General features: G+C 61.5%; 17 protein-coding genes. 12 read left to right on the forward strand and 5 right to left on the reverse strand.

Translation table 11 applies throughout. From position 1 onward, the window contains the following. Nucleotides 1-9: 9 nt before the first annotated feature. Nucleotides 10-1,197, reverse strand: a complete 1,188-nt coding sequence (locus HJB82_RS18485; RefSeq protein WP_221131714.1) for a phytanoyl-CoA dioxygenase family protein — start codon at nt 1,195-1,197, stop codon at nt 10-12. A 92-nt stretch (nt 1,198-1,289) separates the two neighbouring features. Between HJB82_RS18485 and HJB82_RS18490 the strand changes: the two genes are divergently transcribed. After that, nucleotides 1,290-2,315, forward strand: coding sequence for a LacI family DNA-binding transcriptional regulator (locus tag HJB82_RS18490; protein WP_221140929.1), 1,026 nt, complete (start codon nt 1,290-1,292; stop codon nt 2,313-2,315). A 64-nt stretch (nt 2,316-2,379) separates the two neighbouring features. Further along, on the forward strand, nt 2,380-3,597 hold the full coding sequence (locus HJB82_RS18495) for an adenylate/guanylate cyclase domain-containing protein (protein ID WP_207581903.1): 1,218 nt from the start codon (nt 2,380-2,382) through the stop codon (nt 3,595-3,597). Nucleotides 3,598-3,619: 22 nt separating this feature from the next. Here HJB82_RS18495 and HJB82_RS18500 read toward each other — a convergent pair whose 3' ends face one another. Both HJB82_RS18500 and HJB82_RS18505 read right to left on the reverse strand, forming a co-directional pair. After that, nucleotides 3,620-4,399: an SDR family NAD(P)-dependent oxidoreductase gene (locus HJB82_RS18500; RefSeq protein ID WP_207581902.1), complete on the reverse strand. Its 780-nt coding sequence runs from the start codon at nt 4,397-4,399 to the stop codon at nt 3,620-3,622. A 79-nt stretch (nt 4,400-4,478) separates the two neighbouring features. Beyond that, a complete protein-coding gene (locus HJB82_RS18505) occupies nt 4,479-4,874 on the reverse strand; it encodes a DoxX family protein (RefSeq protein ID WP_207581901.1) in 396 nt (131 codons plus the stop codon). Nucleotides 4,875-5,150: 276 nt separating this feature from the next. Between HJB82_RS18505 and HJB82_RS32020 the strand changes: the two genes are divergently transcribed. Next, nucleotides 5,151-5,585 (forward strand): lipocalin-like domain-containing protein, encoded by a 435-nt coding sequence (locus tag HJB82_RS32020; protein ID WP_221140939.1) that lies wholly within the window; start codon nt 5,151-5,153, stop codon nt 5,583-5,585. Between the two features lie 56 nt (nt 5,586-5,641). Here HJB82_RS32020 and dgoD read toward each other — a convergent pair whose 3' ends face one another. Together dgoD and HJB82_RS18520 are read right to left on the reverse strand one after the other, a co-directional pair. Next, entirely contained in the window at nt 5,642-6,790 is a 1,149-nt protein-coding gene (dgoD, locus tag HJB82_RS18515) for a galactonate dehydratase (RefSeq protein ID WP_207581899.1), read from the reverse strand. A gap of 64 nt (nt 6,791-6,854) precedes the next feature. After that, nucleotides 6,855-7,610, reverse strand: a complete 756-nt coding sequence (locus HJB82_RS18520) for a FadR/GntR family transcriptional regulator (protein ID WP_207581898.1) — start codon at nt 7,608-7,610, stop codon at nt 6,855-6,857. Between the two features lie 210 nt (nt 7,611-7,820). Here HJB82_RS18520 and HJB82_RS18525 point away from each other — a divergent pair, with 210 nt between their 5' ends. From HJB82_RS18525 to HJB82_RS18565, 9 genes are all read left to right on the forward strand, one after another. Further along, entirely contained in the window at nt 7,821-8,804 is a 984-nt protein-coding gene (locus tag HJB82_RS18525; RefSeq protein WP_221116583.1) for an arabinose ABC transporter substrate-binding protein, read from the forward strand. 66 nt (nt 8,805-8,870) lie between these two features. Then, entirely contained in the window at nt 8,871-10,376 is a 1,506-nt protein-coding gene (gene araG / locus HJB82_RS18530; RefSeq protein WP_221116584.1) for an L-arabinose ABC transporter ATP-binding protein AraG, read from the forward strand. Nucleotides 10,377-10,393: 17 nt separating this feature from the next. Further along, nucleotides 10,394-11,344, forward strand: a complete 951-nt coding sequence (araH, locus tag HJB82_RS18535) for an L-arabinose ABC transporter permease AraH (protein WP_207581896.1) — start codon at nt 10,394-10,396, stop codon at nt 11,342-11,344. Continuing rightward, entirely contained in the window at nt 11,341-12,231 is an 891-nt protein-coding gene (locus HJB82_RS18540) for an aldose 1-epimerase (RefSeq protein ID WP_207581895.1), read from the forward strand. The genes araH and HJB82_RS18540 overlap by 4 nt, the downstream gene beginning before the upstream one ends. After that, complete coding sequence (locus tag HJB82_RS18545) at nt 12,232-13,011, forward strand: SDR family oxidoreductase (protein WP_207581894.1); 780 nt, start codon at nt 12,232-12,234, stop codon at nt 13,009-13,011. 151 nt (nt 13,012-13,162) lie between these two features. Then, nucleotides 13,163-13,594 carry an OsmC family protein gene (locus tag HJB82_RS18550; protein ID WP_207581893.1) on the forward strand — a complete coding sequence of 144 codons (432 nt, stop codon included), beginning with the start codon at nt 13,163-13,165 and terminating at the stop codon, nt 13,592-13,594. Between the two features lie 214 nt (nt 13,595-13,808). Then, a complete protein-coding gene (locus HJB82_RS18555; protein ID WP_207581892.1) occupies nt 13,809-14,417 on the forward strand; it encodes a TetR family transcriptional regulator in 609 nt (202 codons plus the stop codon). Between the two features lie 49 nt (nt 14,418-14,466). After that, nucleotides 14,467-15,606 (forward strand): efflux RND transporter periplasmic adaptor subunit, encoded by a 1,140-nt coding sequence (locus HJB82_RS18560; RefSeq protein WP_207581891.1) that lies wholly within the window; start codon nt 14,467-14,469, stop codon nt 15,604-15,606. Nucleotides 15,607-15,631: 25 nt separating this feature from the next. Further along, on the forward strand, nt 15,632-18,775 hold the full coding sequence (locus tag HJB82_RS18565; protein WP_221140941.1) for an efflux RND transporter permease subunit: 3,144 nt from the start codon (nt 15,632-15,634) through the stop codon (nt 18,773-18,775). Nucleotides 18,776-18,798 lie beyond the last annotated feature (23 nt).

Below are 18,798 nucleotides of genomic sequence, written 5' to 3' on the forward strand. Positions count from 1 at the left end.
ATTCCTTAGTCAGCTCAGCTTCTTCTGCGCTTGCTCGGCAAGTGCTGCCATAAAGGTTTGGTCGCTCCAGCCTTCCCCCAATGCCTCATGCATCAGCTGCGCCTGCGTTTTCGGCGCCAGGCCGCCGAGCGGCGGGTCGCGGTCGAGATTGGTCGGGAAGGAATAACCTTCGGCGCAGGCAGCGACGGCGTTGGTGATCTCATCGGGCGAAAGCCTGCCCTGCAAGGTCTTCAAGGCGGGAAAGAGCTTGGCGCTCATCCTCTGGCGGTTGACGGTTTCCATTGCCCGGCCGAAGGCGGAGGAGACCTGCAGCAGGTTGGCGACACGCTTGATGTCGGCGGAACGATTGGTGCCGGCAGCGTGGAAGAGGGCGGGGTTGAAGAAGACGACGTCGCCTTTTTCGAGCGGCAGCTGGACATGGTTGACCTCGAAATAATCCCGGAACTCTTGCCGCTTGAGGGCGAGATAGCCGGGCACATAGGTCTGGCTGTGCGGCAGAAACAGCGTCGGGCCGCTTTCGAGCGGCATGTCGCAATGGGCGACCGCGCCCTGGAGCGTCAGCACCGGCGAGAGCCGGTGTACATGCGCCGGAAACTGTTCGATCACCCCAGACGACTGGAAGCCGAGATGGTAGTCGCGATGCGCCGATTGGGCCGCGCCGCCCGGATTGACGCGGTTGACCTGCGCCGTCATCTGGTAGCTCGGGCCGAGCCAGGCTTCGCTTGTCAGTGCGACGATGGCATTGCCGTAATATTCGGCGAAATTCGCGGGATCGGCGAGGCAATGTTTCTCCAGCGAATTCCAGATGCGGTCGTTGGCGCCGGGCTTGGCGAAGTGATCGCCGCCGCCGGTCGAGCTGCGGTGCTGGTCCGCGATGATTTGGTCGAAGATGGTGCTGGCGCGGTCGATAATGCCGGTATCCTCGTAAGCATGCTTGAAGACGGCGACACCGGGACCCTCGCCAAAGGCCTCGCAGATCTCCGCCAGGACGGCGCGCCGGCCTTCCGGCGTTGCGACGGCCGCCATCACCTTGCGGCTGTCGTAGATCAGTACGTTTTTTTCGATCGCAGACGCCGTGGGGTAGTCGGCAAGCGCGGTGGTCTTTTCCGCCAGGCGGCGAAAATCGTCGAGATCGCAGCTGTCTTCGCTCAGCCAGACGCGGTCGGCGCGCAATTTCTGCGGGTTGTCGGTTTTCATAATGGCTCCTCCTCTTTCGATGAAGGCACTATACGCTGCGATGCCGGGTGATATAGATCAGCAATCCATCAAAAAACCATCAAGCGGATTCTATGGCCGACCTCTTCCTCGTCAAGGATATCGCCTTCCAGGCGGGGCTCAGCACCGCGACCGTCGACCGGGTGCTAAACGGCAGGCCGGGTGTGCGCCAACAGACGGCAATGCGAGTGAAGGCGGCGATCGCGGAGCTGGAGAAGCAGCAGGCGGGGGCGATGGGCAGCGGCCGTATGCTGGCCATCGATATCGTCATGGAGACTCCCCAGCGTTTCAGCGATGCGGTGCGCGCCGCCTTCGAGGCGGAGATAGCGGCCTTCCTGCCCGGCGTCTTTCGTTGCCGGTTCCACTTCGCCGAGGTGATGAAGCCGGCCGAGATGGCGCAGTTTGTCGATCGCATCCGGCTGCGCGGCACTGATGGTATCGTGCTCAAGGCGCCCGACGTCGCCGAAGTGGCCGCCGCCGTCGCGCGGGCGGATGCGGCCGGCATTCCGGTGGTGACGTTGGTGACTGATCTGCCGAATTCGGCGCGCATCGCCTATGCCGGCGCCGACAACCGGGCGGCCGGAGAGACCGCCGCCTATCTGATCGGCGAATTTCTCGGGACAAAAAGCGGCAAGGTGCTGGTGACGCTGTCCAGTGGACGCTTCCGCGGCGAAGAGGAGCGGGAAATCGGCTTTCGCCGCGTCCTCCGTGCTCATTATTCCGGCATCGGCATCACCGAAATCAGCGAGGGCCATGGCACCGATGCGGTGACGGGAACGCTCGCGGCGGCAGCTCTTGCGGCCGATCCCACGATTAACGCCGTCTATTCGATCGGCGGCGGCAACCGGGCGGTGCTGGCGGCCTTCGATGCGGCCGAGCGCCCGGTCTGCGTCTTCGTCGCCCACGATCTCGATGCTGATAATCGTGCGCTGCTTGCCGCGCGCCGGATCGGCTTCGTTTTGCATCATGATCTCAGAACCGATGCGCGTTCGGCTTTCAGGGCGATCATGAGCCGGGCGGCTTCACCGCGGCGGGCGGTCCCGGCCTCGCTTTCCTCCGTTGAAATCGTCACACCCTACAATATGCCCGCGGACGATTGAGGCAATTGGCTTCCTTCCATGCCGAAATCGGACTACAGCTTGGACGAGAGTGAAGGTGAGCGGCATGGATTATAGCGACGTCAGCACGATTGCAGCCTGGGTCACGGAGCAAGGACTGAAGGGTGCTTCGGAAGCCGAGCTCATGACCGGTTTCTGCTCGGCTTGCCGCAATGCCGGGCTGCCGCTCGACCGCGGCCTGGCACTAATGGATACGCTGCACCCTGTGCACGAGGGCCGGGCCTTCCGTTGGGACAGCGAGGAGGAAATCGAGACGGAGTTCGAATACGGCCCGACGAGCTCCGGGGAAGCCGCGGCGAACTGGCAGAGTTCGGCCTTCTATCATCTTTGGTCCAACAATGAACGGGAGATACGCCGGCGTCTCGGCTTCGGCGATCCGATCGATTTCACCATGCTCGACAAGATCGCCGAAGCCGGGCACACGGATTTCGTGGCGATGGTGCATCGTTTCAGCGAGGCCGGCACGATCGGCGAAATGGATTGTTTCTTCTCGCATTTCGCGACCAAACATCCGGAGGGCTTTTCCGATCACGACCTCGCCATCCTGCGCAAGCTCGTGCCGGTGCTGGGGCTGGCGATCAAGTGTATCGGGCTCGGGCGCATCGCCCGCACCATCGCCGAAGTCTATCTCGGCGAGGACGCGGCGCGCCAGGTGATGGAAGGCAAGATCAGCCGCGGCAAATCGGAGCGGATTTCGGCCGCACTCTGGTTTTCGGATCTTCTGAACTACACTAAGATCTCCGACAGCGTGCCGCCTGAGGAGATCATCCCGCTGCTCAACGACTATAGCGAGGCGGTAATTACAGCCATACACGAATCCGGCGGCAACGTGCTGAAGCTGATCGGCGACGGTGTGCTGGCGATCTTCAAGGGCGAGGTGCCGGCGGAGACCTGCCGTGCGGCGCTCAACGCCGAAGCGCTTCTGCGAGAAAAACTCGCCAAGTTGAATGGCGAACGCAAGGCCGGCGACCGGCCGACGACAGATGTCTATATCGGCCTGCATATCGGCGACGTCTTTTACGGCAATATCGGCAGCCAGGACCGGCTGGATTTCACGGTCATCGGCCCTGCGGTCAACGAAGTCAGCCGCATCGCCTCGATCTGCCGCTCGGTCGATCTCAATGTGCTGATGTCCTCCGATTTCGCCTCGGCGATCCCGGAGGAGGAGCGCGCTGCACTCGCCTGCATAGGGCGTTACGCACTGCGTGGCGTGCAGCGCGCCCAGCAGCTCTATACGCTCGAAAGCGCCCGGCTGAACGGCTGATCTTCACAGGGTCGGGTGAGGGCTATCGCAGCAGACCCTGGCCGCCGTCGATCCAGATCGGCGTCCCGGTGATGTGTCGGGCGCGGTCCGAGGCGAGGAAGAGAATGGTTTCGGCGACATCCTCGCTCTTGCCCGCTCTGCCGCCGGCGATCGGGATATCCCCTTGCGGCCAGATGACCGGAACCTCCGTCTCCTCGCGATGGCGGCTATTTGTGTTGGCGCCGATATTGGTCTCGATCTCGCCGGGGCAGACGGCATTGACGCGGATGCCGTGCCGGCCGAGTTCGAGGGCGAGCTGCTGAACCATGGCAACCTGGCCGGCCTTGGTTGCGGTGTAGGCGGTAGCGCCCGGCGTGGTGAATGTCCGGGTGCCGTTGATCGAGGAGACGACGATGATCGAACCGCCGCGGCGCTTCAGGTGAGGCACCGTCAGATGCAAGGTCAGATAGGTGCCGCGCAGATTGACGGCGATGGTCTTGTCCCATTCATCCGGCTTCAGATCGTCGATTGGCGCCCAGACGCCGTTGATCCCGGCGTTGGCGACAACGATGTCGAGGCCATGGAAGATATCGGTCAACCGCGCCACGGCGCTCCGCATTTGAGCCTCGTCACTGGTATCGGCCGTCAGCGCGATCGACCCGCCGCCGGCGGCCTTGATCTCGGCGCAGGTCTTTTCGACCTCGTCGGCCGTGCGGCTCAGCACGGCGATCTTTGCTCCCTCGGCGGCGAGCCTCAGCGCGGCCGCCTTGCCGATGCCGGAACCGGCGCCCGTCACCAACGCGATCTTATCCTTCAGCTCCATGGGCGGCTCTCCTTGCCGTTTGACCCTAAGCCAATGTTCGGCACCACTGTTGGTTCCGGCGGAGAGTGCCTCGAGGGAGCTATCTGAGGAGGCCGTGTCTCAACGCCCATTTCTCCGGCCCGTGGACGGCGGCAAAGAGTAGACCGGCAAGGAAGGTGAAGTGATCGATGAAAAAGCCGAACTCGGCCTGGTTCTGCTGCCAATGAGATGGACCGTGGAAAGCGAAGGCGAGGAAGATCACATAGATCCCTGCCAGCAGGCTCGCCTCGGTGAAGAAGGCCCCGGATATGAAGGCCAGCGCCAGCGCGATCTCGAAGAAGGCTGCGACCCAGGCAAGGAATGTCGCCATCGGAAAACCGGCAGCAGTGATGTAACCCGCCGTCGCACCGATGTCGGCGAACTTGAAGCCGGCGGCCATGAAGAAGATGAAGCTGAAAATGATGCGGGCGACGATGATTGCGATTGCTCTGGCCATCGTAAGATCTCCTGTTTGAGTTTCCACCATGACGGACGAGACGACCGATTTGCTACACGGCAAATAAAAAAGGCTGCTCGCGCGGCCAGCCTCTAACTCAAATGTGGAATGCTTACAGTCGCAAACATACCGTTGCAAAGACCACGCGCAAAACTAGGAGTTTCGGGGATATTTGCGATAGAGTTCACCCCAGGCAGTTTCCTCCGATGGTTATTATTCCACACGAAAGCAGTTGTTCGAGTTTCGCATTGCAACGGTGAACTAAAGGACTACCCGATGCACGCTAGAAATTTGGTCGGTATCTGGATCATCGATTCGTTTCAAATTGAGGACTGCCCAACAGGCCAGCGAACGCATCCTTGGGGCGAGCGCCCGTCTGGAATGGTGATGTTCAGTCCCGAAGGCCGCATGTCCGCCCTGATCACACCTGGTGGTCGATCACGCCCAAAGACCGAAGCCGATGAGGCAGCAGCTTTCCGTTCGATGCTGGCTTACTCGGGTCGATACAGGGTCGAGCCGCCCAACCGGCTCGTTACCACCGTCGACATCGCGTGGTTTGAGCCTTGGGTCGGGAGCGAGCAAGTCAGATACTTGGACTTTTCGGGCGACAACCTGACACTCACAAGTGCACCTCTGAGTATGCCTCAACAGGATGCGCCGATGTTCGCTGTTGTGACTTGGAGGCGAGAACTGGCTCGGCAAAGCGACTGAATTCAAAGGCGCCGCAAAAAAAGACATTGTGCGACAGTTCAATGCGAAATGCGCTCTCACCACTCGGCGAAGCTGCCATCGGCGTGGCGCCAGATGGGATTGCGCCAGCGATGACCCTCCTTGGCACGTTCGATGACATAGGCCTCGTCGACCTCGATGCCGAGACCGGGGCCCTGAGGGATCGAGACGAAACCATCGGCATACTGGAACACCTCCTTGTTGGAGATGTAGTCGAGAATGTCGTTGCCCTTATTGTAGTGGATGCCCAGGCTCTGTTCCTGGATGAAGGCATTGTAGCTGACGGCATCGACCTGCAGGCAGGCGGCGAGCGCGATCGGACCCAACGGGCAATGCGGCGCCAGCGCCACGTCATAGGCTTCGGCCATCGCCGCGATCTTGCGGCATTCGGTTATGCCGCCGGCATGCGAAAGATCCGGCTGGATGATATCGACATAGCCGTCCGAAAGAACCTGCTTGAAGTCCCAGCGCGAAAAGAGGCGTTCGCCGAGCGCGATCGGCGTCGAGGTATGGTTGACGATATCGCGCAGGGCTTCCTTGTTTTCGGAAAGCACCGGCTCCTCGATAAACATCAGCTTGTAGGGATCGAGTTCCTTGGCGAGAACCTTGGCCATCGGCTTGTGCACGCGGCCATGGAAATCGACGCCAATGCCGATATGCGGGCCGATTGCCTCGCGGATGGCGGCGATGGTTTCGACCGCCTTTTCCACCTTCTCGTTGGTGTCGACGATCTGCATTTCTTCGCAGCCATTGAGCTTGATCGCCTTGAAGCCGCGGGCGACCACCTCCCTGGCATTGTTGGCGACATCCGCGGGACGGTCGCCGCCGATCCAGGAATAGACCTTGATCCGATCGCGCAGCTGGCCGCCAAGCAGGGAATGGATCGGCTGGCCGAGTGCCTTGCCCTTGATATCCCACAGCGCCTGGTCGATGCCCGAGATCGCGCTCATGTGAACAGCGCCGCCGCGATAGAAGCCGCCGCGATACATCACGGTCCAGTGGTCCTCGATCAGGAAGGGATCCTTGCCGATCAGATAGTCTTCCAGTTCGTGGACGGCAGCCTGAACGGTCAGCGCGCGGCCTTCGACGACCGGTTCACCCCAGCCGACGATGCCTTCGTCGGTTTCGACCTTCAAAAACAGCCAGCGCGGCGGAACGATATAGGTGGTGAGTTTGGTGATCTTCATCGCGTTCTTCAGTCTCTTCTTAGGTTTGCGATCAGCGGCACTTCCGCAGGTTTCCGGTGATCCATCATTTCGTTCTGCCGATCGCCTTTTCGGCGGCGGCAAGGTCGCGCACCGCAAGATCGAGCATGCGGTTGGCGCAGTCGCGGGCGCCAGCCTTGTCGCGCATGCGGAGGGCCTCGACCAACTGGCCGTGAACGAGCACCGCATCCTCGCGATTCTCGACGCCGATGTTGGAGGCATGCAGCGCATATTTCAGCGCCGCATGGATGGCGCTCGACAGGCGGCGGAAGACCTGGTTGTGACTGGCGGTCAGCAGCACCGTGTGGAACATGACGTCGGCATCGGTGAAGCCTTCCGGGTCATGGGCGCTGTCACGCATCTGCCGCCAGGCATTGTCGAGATCGGCGATCTCCTGGGCGCTGGCGCGCTCGGCGGCATATTCGGCTGCTGCCGGCTCGATGGTGCGGCGGGCTTCGAGAATGCAGCCGAGCAGGTCGAAGTCCTTGATGTAGGGTCCCATCCATTCCAGCACGTCGGCGTCGAGGATATTCCAGTCGTCCTTGTCGCAGACGGTGGTTCCGACCCTTGGTTTACCGCGGACCAGCCCCTTTGATTCCAGCACTTTCAGCGATTCGCGAATGACAGTGCGGCTGACGCCGTAGAGTTCGCAGAGGTCGTTCTCGCGGGGCAGCGGCGCGCCCGAGGGATAGCGGTCCGCACAGATATCCTGAGCGATTGCCGCCGTGACGTTGCGGCGGACGCGCGGGCGCTTCTCAATACCAGGGCTTTCGGCCTCGCCCTGTCGCTCGATTGTTTCCAACTCACCTCTCCGCTCTATCTCTGGCGCTAGGCAATCGAACCTCATTATCCGAATTCGATCCGCTATGCGACGCTCCTCCAGGCCCTCGTACATAATCCTATTATTCCAATCATCATACATTGGCAATTGACTGGTATGATGATTTGTCATAATTCATTGGACGCTGCCTGGGAGGCAGTTGCTCGGTTTTAAGAGTTCAGGGAGAGAGAAATGCGCTCGTTCAAAGCAGCCATCCTGGCTGGCACTTTCGCCATTCTGGCCGCCGGCTCGGCATTTTCGGCAGACGTCAAGATAGGGTTCATCGTCAAGCAGCCCGAAGAGCCGTGGTTCCAGGACGAATGGAAATTCGCCGACCAGGCCGCCAAGGAAAAAGGCTTCACCGTCGTCAAGATCGGCGCCGAAGACGGCGAGAAGGTCCAGTCGGCGATCGACAATCTTGGCGCTCAAGGTGCGCAGGGCTTCATCATCTGCACGCCCGACGTCAAGCTCGGCCCCGGCATCGTCGCCAAGGCCGAAGCCAATCAGCTGAAACTGATGACGGTCGACGACCGCCTCGTCAGCGCCGACGGCAAGCCGCTGGAAGACGTGCCGCATATGGGCATCTCCGCTACGAAAATCGGCGAGACCGTCGGCCAGGCGATCGTCGACGAGATCAAGAAGCGCGGCTGGGACATGAAGAATGTCGGCGCGGTCCGGGTCTCCTACGACCAGCTGCCGACCGCCGTTGACCGCGTCGAAGGCGCGATCGCGGTGCTGAAGTCGGCCGGTTTCCCGGCTGAGAACATCTATGACGCGCCACAGGCGAAGACGGACACGGAAGCGGCACTCAATGCGGCGACCACCGTTCTCAACAAACATGCCGAGGTCAAATACTGGGTCGCCTTCGGTCTCAACGACGAAGCCGTCCTCGGCGCCGTCCGCGCTTCGGAATCGGTCGGCATTCCGGCGGCCAACGTCATCGGCGTCGGCATCGGCGGTGCGGAATCGGCGATCAACGAGTTCAAGAAGCCGGCGGCCACGGGCTTTTTCGGCACGGTCATCATCTCGCCGAAGCGTCATGGCTACGAGACGGCGCTGAACATGTACGACTGGATCGCCAACGACAAAGAGCCGGCAAAGCTGACGCTCACTTCCGGTTCGCTGGCGCTGCGTGGCGATTACGAAAAGGTCCGCAAGGATCTTGGCATCGAGTGATCATCCCAGGATGATATGTCCGGCGGCCGCTCAGCGTGCCGTCGGATCCTTCTCGGCGGAGCGGCGATGGCTTTCCTCGAATTCAACAATATCTCCAAGGGTTATCCCGGCGTGCAGGCGCTGGCGAATGTTTCCTTCTCTGTCGAGAAGGGCGCCGTTCACGGACTGATGGGCGAGAACGGTGCCGGTAAATCGACGCTGATCCGCGTCCTATCCGGCGATCAGGCCGCCGATGATGGCCGCGTCCTGATCGACGGCGAGGAGCAGAAATATGGCTCCGTTCGCGACGCTTTCCATGCCGGCGTCATCGTCATCCATCAGGAACTGCAGCTCGTTCCGGAGTTGACGGTCGCCGAAAATCTCTGGCTCGGGCGCTTTCCGGCCAAGGGCGGCATCATCCATTCGAAGACGCTGATCGAGACGGTGCGCTCGAAGCTCGAGGAGATCGGCATCGATGTCGATCCGTCGGCCAAGGTCGCCTCGCTTTCGATCGGCGCCCGGCAGATGGTCGAGATCGCCAAGGCCGTCATGCTCGACGCACGGGTGATCGCGCTTGATGAGCCGACCTCCTCGCTTTCCTCGCGCGAGAGCGAGATCCTGTTTTCGCTGATCGACAGGCTGAAGGCGAAGGGAACGGTCATTCTCTACGTCTCGCACCGTCTCGACGAGATCTTCAGGCTTTGCGACAGCCTGACGGTGTTGCGCGACGGCAAGCTCGCCGCCCACCATCCGGACATCGCTGAAACGACGCGCGAGCAGATCATTTCGGAAATGGTCGGACGCGAGATCAGCAATGTCTGGGGATGGCGCGAACGCGCGCTCGGCGACATCAGGCTCCAGGTCAAGAACCTGTCGGGGCCGAGGTTGCGCAACCCGATCAGTTTCTCCGTCCGCCAGGGCGAGATCGTCGGTTTCTTCGGCCTGATCGGTGCCGGCCGCAGCGAGATGGCGCGGCTGCTCTACGGCGCCGATAGCAGGCATCAGGGTCAGGTCGCGATCGATGGCGTTGCCGTCTCACCGAACAATCCGAAGGCGGCGATCAACGCCGGGATGGTGCTTTGCCCCGAGGACCGCAAATTCGACGGCATTGTCCAGGGACGATCGATCGAAGAGAATATCGCGATTTCGTCGCGCCGGCATTTTTCGCCCTTCGGAATTCTGAGCCCGAGACAGGAAGCGGCGCTGGCGGATCGGTTCATTGCCCGACTTCGGGTACGAACGCCGTCGCGCAAACAGGACATCATCAATCTCTCCGGAGGCAATCAGCAGAAGGTCATTCTCGGGCGCTGGCTGTCCGAGCAGGGGATCAAGGTCCTCGTCATTGACGAGCCGACGCGCGGCATCGATGTCGGGGCGAAATCGGAAATCTACGACATCCTTTACGAGCTTGCGGCCGGCGGCATGGCGATCGTGGTGATCTCCAGCGAGCTGCCTGAAGTCATGGGCATCTCTGATCGCATCATGGTGATGTGCCAGGGCAGAGTGGCGGCCAATGTTGCCCGACAGGATTTCGACGAGCGCGCCATTCTGACCGCCGCACTTCCGGACAAGAATGCGGCAGGCATCATTTAGGACCAGGAATACGGATAATGAATTCGTTGAAAAAAATTCTTCTCGGCGAGCAGGGACTGGTGGTGATTTTCGCTGCCGCCTTCGTCATCGTCTCGCTCTTCGTGCCGAATTTCCTGACCGAGCGAAACATGCTGGGGCTGCTGCAGTCGGTCGTCACGATCGGCATCGTCGCCTGCACGATGATGTTCTGCCTGGCGTCGCGCGATTTCGACCTTTCGGTCGGATCGATCGTCGCTTTCTCCGGCATGATCGCAGTGATGGTCTCGAACGCGACGGGCTCAATCCCTCTTGGTTTGTTCGCCGCCCTGCTTTGCGGCGCCGTCGTCGGCTTGGTCAACGGCATCATCATCGCCCGCTTTCGCATCAATGCGCTGATCACCACGCTGGCGACTATGCAGATCGTGCGCGGTCTGGCGCTGATCGCCTCGGACGGCCGCGCCGTCGGCATCAACGATCCTGCTTTCTACCAGCTTGCCCTATCGCGCTTCCTCACCGTGCCGACGCCGATCTGGATCATGCTGGTCCTTTTTCTGCTCTTCGGTTTCGTGCTCAATCGCACCGTCTTCGGCAAGAACACGCTGGCGATCGGCGGCAATCCAGAGGCCTCGCGGCTTGCCGGCGTCAATGTCGTCAACATGCGCATCTGGATCTTTGCGCTGCAGGGTCTCGTCTGCGGCATTGCCGGCATCCTGCTTGCTTCGCGCATCACCTCCGGCCAGCCGAATGCGGCGACGGGACTTGAGCTCTCGGTGATTTCGGCCTGTGTGCTTGGCGGCGTCTCGCTGGCCGGCGGCCGGGCGGCAATGAGTGGGGTCATCGTCGGCGTGCTGATCATGGGCATTGCTGAAAACGTTATGAATCTGCTGAATATCCAGGCATTCTATCAGTATGTCGTGCGCGGCCTGATCCTGCTGATCGCGGTGCTGCTCGACAATTTGAGATCTTCGGCTGCGGGGCGGCGTGGATGAGTGAAGGTAGAGCCGTGAGCGACATCGAACTGAGGCACGGTGATCTCGCCGTCAGGGTCAGCCCCCGGGGTGCCGCGGTCACCGCCGCGACGTTTCGAGGCATGCCCTTTCTCGTGGCCGCCGGCGGGCCGGATGGGACGATGGCGAATTTTGCGATGGTGCCGTTCGGCAATCGCGTCGAGGGCAACGCCATGTCCTTTGCCGGACGCGATTATGCCTTCGAGCCGAATACTTCCGATCCGCTCTACCGGCACGGTGACGGCTGGCTGAGCCTCTGGCAGCTTGAAGACTCCAGCCCGGAGCATGCGCAGTTTTCCTTTTCCCGCGCCGCCGACGGGGTTTCACCCTATGCCTATCTTACCCGGCAGGAGATCCGTCTCGCCGGCGATGCACTGGTGCTGACGCTGTCCGTCGAAAACCGCGGTGAAGCGGCTCTCCCCTTCGGGCTTGGTCAACATCCCTTTTTCGCACGGACGCCAAAGACGCGACTGACGATTGCGGCCGATCGCTATTGGAACGAGCGGCCGGACCATCTGCCTGAGATGCCCGGTCCTGTGCCCGGCTATTTCGATTTCGGATCCGAAAAGCTGTTGCCGCAGAGATGGATGAACAATGCCTTCGAGGGTTGGAATGGGCAGGCGGCAATCGCCTGGCCGGAGCTTGGAATTCAGGCGGCGCTGGAAGCCGACGGCGCGCTCGATCGCTTCATGCTGTATATGCCGGTCGACCGGAGCGACTTCTTCTGCCTCGAGCCGATGAGCCACCTGCCGAACGGCCACCATCTGCCGGATTTGGGTGGGCTGACGCCGCTTGCGCCGGGGGAGGTTCTTGCCGGCGGGGTAACGATCCTGATGTCGGCGCTGCCGGTTCAATCGGAGGGGAGATAGATGGGCAGCCGCCTGCAGGGCAAGCACATCCTGATAACAGGAGCCGCGCAGGGTATCGGTCTTGCGATTGCAAAGGCTTTTATGCGGGAGGATGCCGCCGTCTTTCTCGTCGACCGCGACGCCGCACTGCTGGCGAAGACGGCGAAAGAGCTTAATAGCATCGGTGGGCGGCTTGGTTATCTGCCGGCCGACATTACCGATTCTGGAACGATCACGACATTGGTCGCTCAGGCGAATGAAGAGATCGGACAGCTGAATGCGCTCGTCAACAATGCCGGTGTCAATGTCTTTGCCGAACCGCTCGAGACGACCGACGAGGTATGGAACCGCTGCTTCGACATCAATCTGAAGGGCGCGTGGAACTGTTGCAAGGCGGTGCTGCCTGGCCTGATCGAACAGGGCGGCGGCGTCATCCTCAACATTGCTTCGACGCACGCTTTCACTATCATCCCGCACACATTTCCTTATCCGCTGGCAAAACACGCGCTGCTTGGAATGACGAAATCCCTGGGTCTCGAATATGCGGCCCGCAATATCCGGGTAAACGCGCTGGCGCCGGGCTATGTCTCGACGCAGAAAGTGATCGATTACTGGAACGGCTTCCCAGATCCTGAGGCGGCAAAGGCTGAGACGATGAGGCTGCATCCCAGCGGGCGCATCGCGACGCCAGAGGAGATCGCCTTGGCCGCCGTGTTCATGATCTCAGACGAGTGCCCGTTCATGAATGCCACCTGCCTGACGATCGACGGCGGTCTCAGCGTGCTGCAGCATCCAGCCTGAAAGCGCTTCGATTCCGGCTGATTTTTACAGGCCTGTCGTCTTCTCGCGATAGAGCATTATATTGCCCATCGGGAAGGCTATCTGATCTTCCGCAGGCATGGAGCGGCGCCCTGCCGCTCCCTCGAAAGCACAATAGAAACAGGAGGACGGCATGCAGATCAATCGCACGGCTTCGGCTCATTGGACCGGTGGCCTCAAAGACGGCAAAGGCCTGATCTCGACGCAGAGCGGCGCCCTGAAGGACTATCCCTACGGCTTTGCCAGCCGCTTCGAAGGCATTGCCGGCACCAACCCGGAAGAGCTGATAGGTGCTGCCCATGCCGGCTGCTTCACCATGGCGCTGTCATTGATCCTCGGCGAAGCCGGTTTTACCGCCGAGCATATGGAAACCTCCGCCAAGGTGACGCTCGAAAGCGTCGAAGGCGGCTTTGCCATTACCGCCATCCACCTTTCGCTCACCGGTCGTATTCCCGGCGCCGATGAGGCGACCTTCACCGAACTTGCCAACAAGGCGAAGGCCGGCTGCCCGGTTTCCAAGGCGCTCGCCTCCGTTCCGATCACGCTCGACGTCAAGCTCGGCTAATTTCCGTTGCCGTTGACGAGGTGCCGCGCGCGTTTGGCGTCGCGGCATTTTTCTATTGCGTTCGATAATAACGTTCGACCGCTCCAGGAAATCCTCACATCTACCAGAAGGACGCGCATCGGTATGGTGCAGCCTGTGTGTTGACAAATGATGCCTGATATTTTACGATTGACGAAATTCAAAAATCGTCAGTCGTAATTCGAGCATCGAAACCATGGACGACATTACGGAAAATACACTGGACGTCACCCGGCAGGAGAATGTTACCCGCATTCTCGATGCGGCCGAGCGGCTGTTCCGCCACTATGGCTACAGCAAGACGACGGTGGCTGACATTGCCCGCGATCTTGGCATGTCGCCGGCCAATGTCTATCGTTTCTTCGCCTCGAAGGTGGAAATCCACCAAGCGATCTGCGGGCGTATGCTCGCCACCTGCTATCAGCTCGCCTACGACGTCCGCCACCTTCCGATCAGCGCCAGTGAACGATTGCGCCGCTATGTCGAGACTCAGCACCAGTGGACGTTGGATACGATGCTCGATGAGACGAAGGTTCATGAGATGATCGTCGTCGCGATCGAGCGCGACTGGCACGTCATCGAAAAACATATCGATCGCATTCATGACATCATCGCCGAAATTATCGCCGAAGGCATTGCAGCCGGCGAGTTCGCCGAGCAGGACCCCGTCGCCGCCTCGCGTTGCTTCGGCGCGGCGACGAACACGCTCTGCCATCCGCAAATGGTGGCGCAATGTCTCTCCAAGACGAACCGCGCGAGCATCGACGAACTGATCGACTACGTGATCAGGGCGCTGAAGAAATAACGGACGGCAGCCGCCGCCGACCCCCCAAAACGATCCAGGAGTGCGGAAGATGTTTTCGCTCAAGACCCTTAGCCATCGCATGCCGTCCGTCGCCCGCCTTGTGCTTGTCGGCGCCATCGGCATCGGTGTTTCCGCCTGCTCGGAAGAAAAGGCTGAGGTCAAGCAAGTCATCCGGCCGGTGAAGGTCGTCGAGATCGCCAAGGCCGGCGACACGCGCAAGCTCGACTATTCGGGCTCGGTCAAGGCGCGCACGGAGATGAACCTCGGGTTTCGCGTCGCGGGCAAGATCACCGAACGCCTCGTCGATATCGGCGACCGGGTGACGCCGGGCGACGTTCTCGCCCGCGTCGACGCCACCGATTACCAACTGGCGGTCAGAACGGCGGAAGCCAATCTTGCTTCGGCCGAAAGAGGCGTTGAAACCGCCGACCTCGCCAACAAACGCGCCGAGCAGCTTTTCGACAAGAGTGTCGCTCCGAAGTCGCAGGTCGAACAGGCCGCGCTCAGTCATGACCAGGCGATTTCGCAGCGCGATGCCGCCCTTTCCGCGCTCGACCAGGCGAAGAACCAGGTGAGCTACACCGAGCTCAAGGCCGGTCAGAACGGCATCGTCACATCAATCAATGCCGATACCGGTCAGGTCGTCGGTTCCGGCGCCGCCGTCGTCACCGTTGCCGTCGACGGCGAGAAGGAAGTGCAGATCGCGGTTCCGGAAAACGACATTGCCGAATTCAAGCCGGGCAAGACGGTCAAGGCAAGCTTCTGGGCCGATGCCAGACTGGTGCTCGACGGCAAGGTGCGGGAGGTGTCCGGCAGCGCCGACCAGCAGTCCCGCACCTTTGCTGTCCGGGTGAGCCTGCCGAACGATCCGCAGGTGTTGCTCGGCATGACGGCGACGATCGAGGCCGACGTCAGCAACGGCAACAGCTATGTCTCGATCCCGCTCAGCGCACTGGCTGAAAAGGACGGCAAGCAGATGGTCTGGACCGTCGACCGTGACACGGCGACCGTGCATGGCCGCGACATCAAGGTCGCCGATTTCACCGGCGACGGCGTGCATGTGACCGAAGGCCTCGATACCGGCGATCTCGTCGTTGCCGCCGGCACGCAGTTCATGAGCGAAAATCTGAAGGTGAAGGCGCCGGACCAGCAGTCGGCCCTGGCCACCACGGACCAGACCGTCCGCTGATCAGGTCATAAAAGGGAACGGAACCATGGACGCCACCACCGAAAAGCGACCCTTCAATCTGTCGCGCTGGGCGATCGGCCATCCGAGCATCGCCCGCTTCCTCTTCGGACTGATCATCATCACCGGCGTGCTCGGTCTGATGCGCATGGGCCAGCGCGAGGATCCCGAATTCACCTTCCGCGTCATGGTCGTTCAGGCGATCTGGCCGGGCGCTTCTATCCAGGAGATGGAAGATCAGGTCGTCAACAAGATCGAGCGCAAGCTACAGGAAACCCCGCATATCGACTGGGTCAAGTCCTATACGAGGGCGGGCAGTGCGATCATCACCCTGCAGGTCAAGGGTGACACCAATTCGCAACAGGTAGCGGATGCCTTCTACCAGGTGCGCAAGAAGGTCGGCGACATCTCCAGCGAGCTACCGCAGGGCCTGCTCGGCCCCTATTTCAACGACGAATTCGGCGACACCTTCATCACGCTGCATTCGATCAGCGGCGACGGCTATTCCTATCCGGAACTGAAGAAATTCGCGATCGAGGCGCGCGACATGCTGCTGACGACGCCGGGTGTCGAGAAGGCGGTCATCATCGGCGACCAGCCTGAGAAGATCTATATCGACGTCTCGTCCAAGGCGCTCGCCGAGCGCGGCCTGACGATCCTCGACCTGCAGAACGCCATCAACGGCCAGAACAATGTCGATCCGGCGGGCTCCGTCGATACCGGCCTGCGCTCGGTGCGCATCTCCGTCGAAGGCGACGTGAAGAAGGCGGCCGATATCCGCGAATTGCGCCTTCGCGCCGGCGGCCAAGTGACCCGGCTCGGCGATATCGCCACCGTCAGTTCCGGGCTCGAGGATCCCTATCAGCGCAAGTACCGTTTCAACGGCCATGACAGCGTCCAGGTCGGCGTCGTGATGGCCAAGGGCTTCAACGTCACCGATGTCGGCAAGGGCGTCGAGGCGACCTATCAGCGCTTCGAGGAGGCGCTGCCCTACGGCGTCGCGGTCGATCAGATCGCCAACCAGCCCGACGTGGTGACGGATGCGGTCAGCGAATTCATGCATGCGCTCGGCGAAGCCCTTGTCATCGTGCTTATTGTCTCGTTCCTGTCGATCGGCTGGCGCTCGGGCCTCGTCATCGCCATTGCCATTCCGCTGGTGCTCGCTGCCACCTTCGCGCTAATGTACGAACTCGGCATCGACCTGCAGCGCATCTCGCTCGGCGCGCTGATCATCGCGCTCGGCCTGCTCGTCGACGATGCGATGATCGTCGTCGAGATGATGGAGCGAAAGCTGGAGGAGGGGCTGGTCAAGATCGAAGCGGCAAGCTTCGCCTATTCCTCGACCGCTTTCCCGATGCTGACGGGTACGCTGATCACCACGGCCGGCTTCATTCCCGTCGGCTTCGCTGCATCGACGGCCGGCGAATATGTGCGTTCGCTGTTTTATGTAGTCGGCATCGCGCTGGTCACCTCGTGGTTCGTCGCCGTCTATTTCACGCCGTGGCTCGGCTACATGATCCTCAAACAGCGCCATCACGCCGGCGAGCATCACGACGCGTTCGACACCGGCTTCTATCGCCGTCTGCGCGGCACGGTCGGCTGGGCGGTGCGCCACCGGGTCATCGTACTGCTGCTGACGCTCGGCACGTTCGTCACCAGCCTCTGGGCCTTCCAGTTCATCCCGCAGAATTTCTTCCCGCAATCGTCGCGGCCGGAAATCCTCGTCGATCTGTGGCTGCCCGAGGGCACCAGCATCAAGGAAGTCGAGGTGCAGGCAAAGGCGCTCGAAGCCAAGATGATGGATGATCCCGACAAGAAGTTCATCGCCACCTATATCGGCGAAGGCGCGCCGCGCTTCTTCCTGCCGCTCGACCAGCAGTTGCGCAACCCGAACTTCGCCCAGCTCCTCGTCATGGCCAATGACGAACCGGCGCGTGAGCGGCTGATCGTCAAGCTGCGGGCGATTCTTGCAGAGGATTTCCCGGAGATTCGCGGCAAGGTCGATCGTCTCTTCCTCGGCCCGCCGACTGGCTGGCCGGTGCAGATGCGCGTCATGGGGCCGGACCGACAGGAAGTGCGAGCGATCGCCGATCAGGTAAAGGCGCGCTTCCAGGCCAATCCGATGCTCGGCGCCATTCATGACGACTGGCTGGAACAGGTGCCGGCGATGAAGCTGGTGATCGACCAGGACCGCGCCCGGGCCCTTGGCGTCACCTCGCAGCGGGTTCGCCAGATGCTGCAGACCGCCATGTCCGGTGCGGCACTCGACGATTTCCGCGACGGCGAGGAGACGGTCTCGATCGTCGCCCGTGAGCCGGATGCCAGCCGTTCGCTGCTGTCGGCGGTGAACTCGGTCTATGTGCCGACGGATTTCGGCGGCTTCGTGCCGGTCTCGCAGGTGGCAAAGGTCGTGCCGGTCATGGAGCAGGGCATCGAATGGCGGCGCAACCGCCTGCCGACGATCACCGTGCGGGCGACGCTGCCCGATGGCGTGCAGCCGAACGACGTGGTGATGAAGATGTATGCCGACATGAAGGACATGCGCGAGAGCCTGCCGGCCGGCTACAATGTCGAAATCCAAGGCGGCGCCGAGGATGCGGCGGAAAGCCAGATGTCGATCGCCGCCAAGGCGCCGATCATGCTCGCCGTCATCATCGTGCTGCTGATGGTGCAACTGCAGCACTTCGGCAAGGCGATGCTGGTGCTGGCGACCGGTCCGCTCGGCATTATCGGCGCGGCGGCCGCCTTGCTGATCAGCGGCGCGCCGTTCGGCTTCGTGGCGATCCTCGGTGTCATCGCGCTGCTCGGCATCATCATGCGCAACTCGATCATCCTGGTCGACCAGATAGACCAGGATATCAAGGCCGGCATGCACCGGCAGGAGGCGATCATCGGTGCTGCCGTGCGGCGTTTCCGGCCGATCATGCTGACGGCGCTGACCGCCGTGCTCGCACTGATCCCGATCTCGCGCGGCGTCTTCTGGGGTCCGCTCGCCTACGCGATGATGGGCGGCATCCTGGTCGCGACCGTGCTTACGATTCTGGTTCTGCCTGCCGGTTACGCGCTTTTCTTCGGCCGGGAGCCGAAGGCAAAGGACGAGCCAGGCCAGGATGCCGACGCCATCCAGGAAGAGGCGGATGACAGACATCCGCCGGCGTTGGCAGCAGAGTGAGGACGGCGCGGCGAAAGCCGCGC

The organism is Rhizobium sp. NZLR10 (genome assembly GCF_019685125.1).
In the GTDB taxonomy this organism is placed as follows: domain Bacteria; phylum Pseudomonadota; class Alphaproteobacteria; order Rhizobiales; family Rhizobiaceae; genus Rhizobium.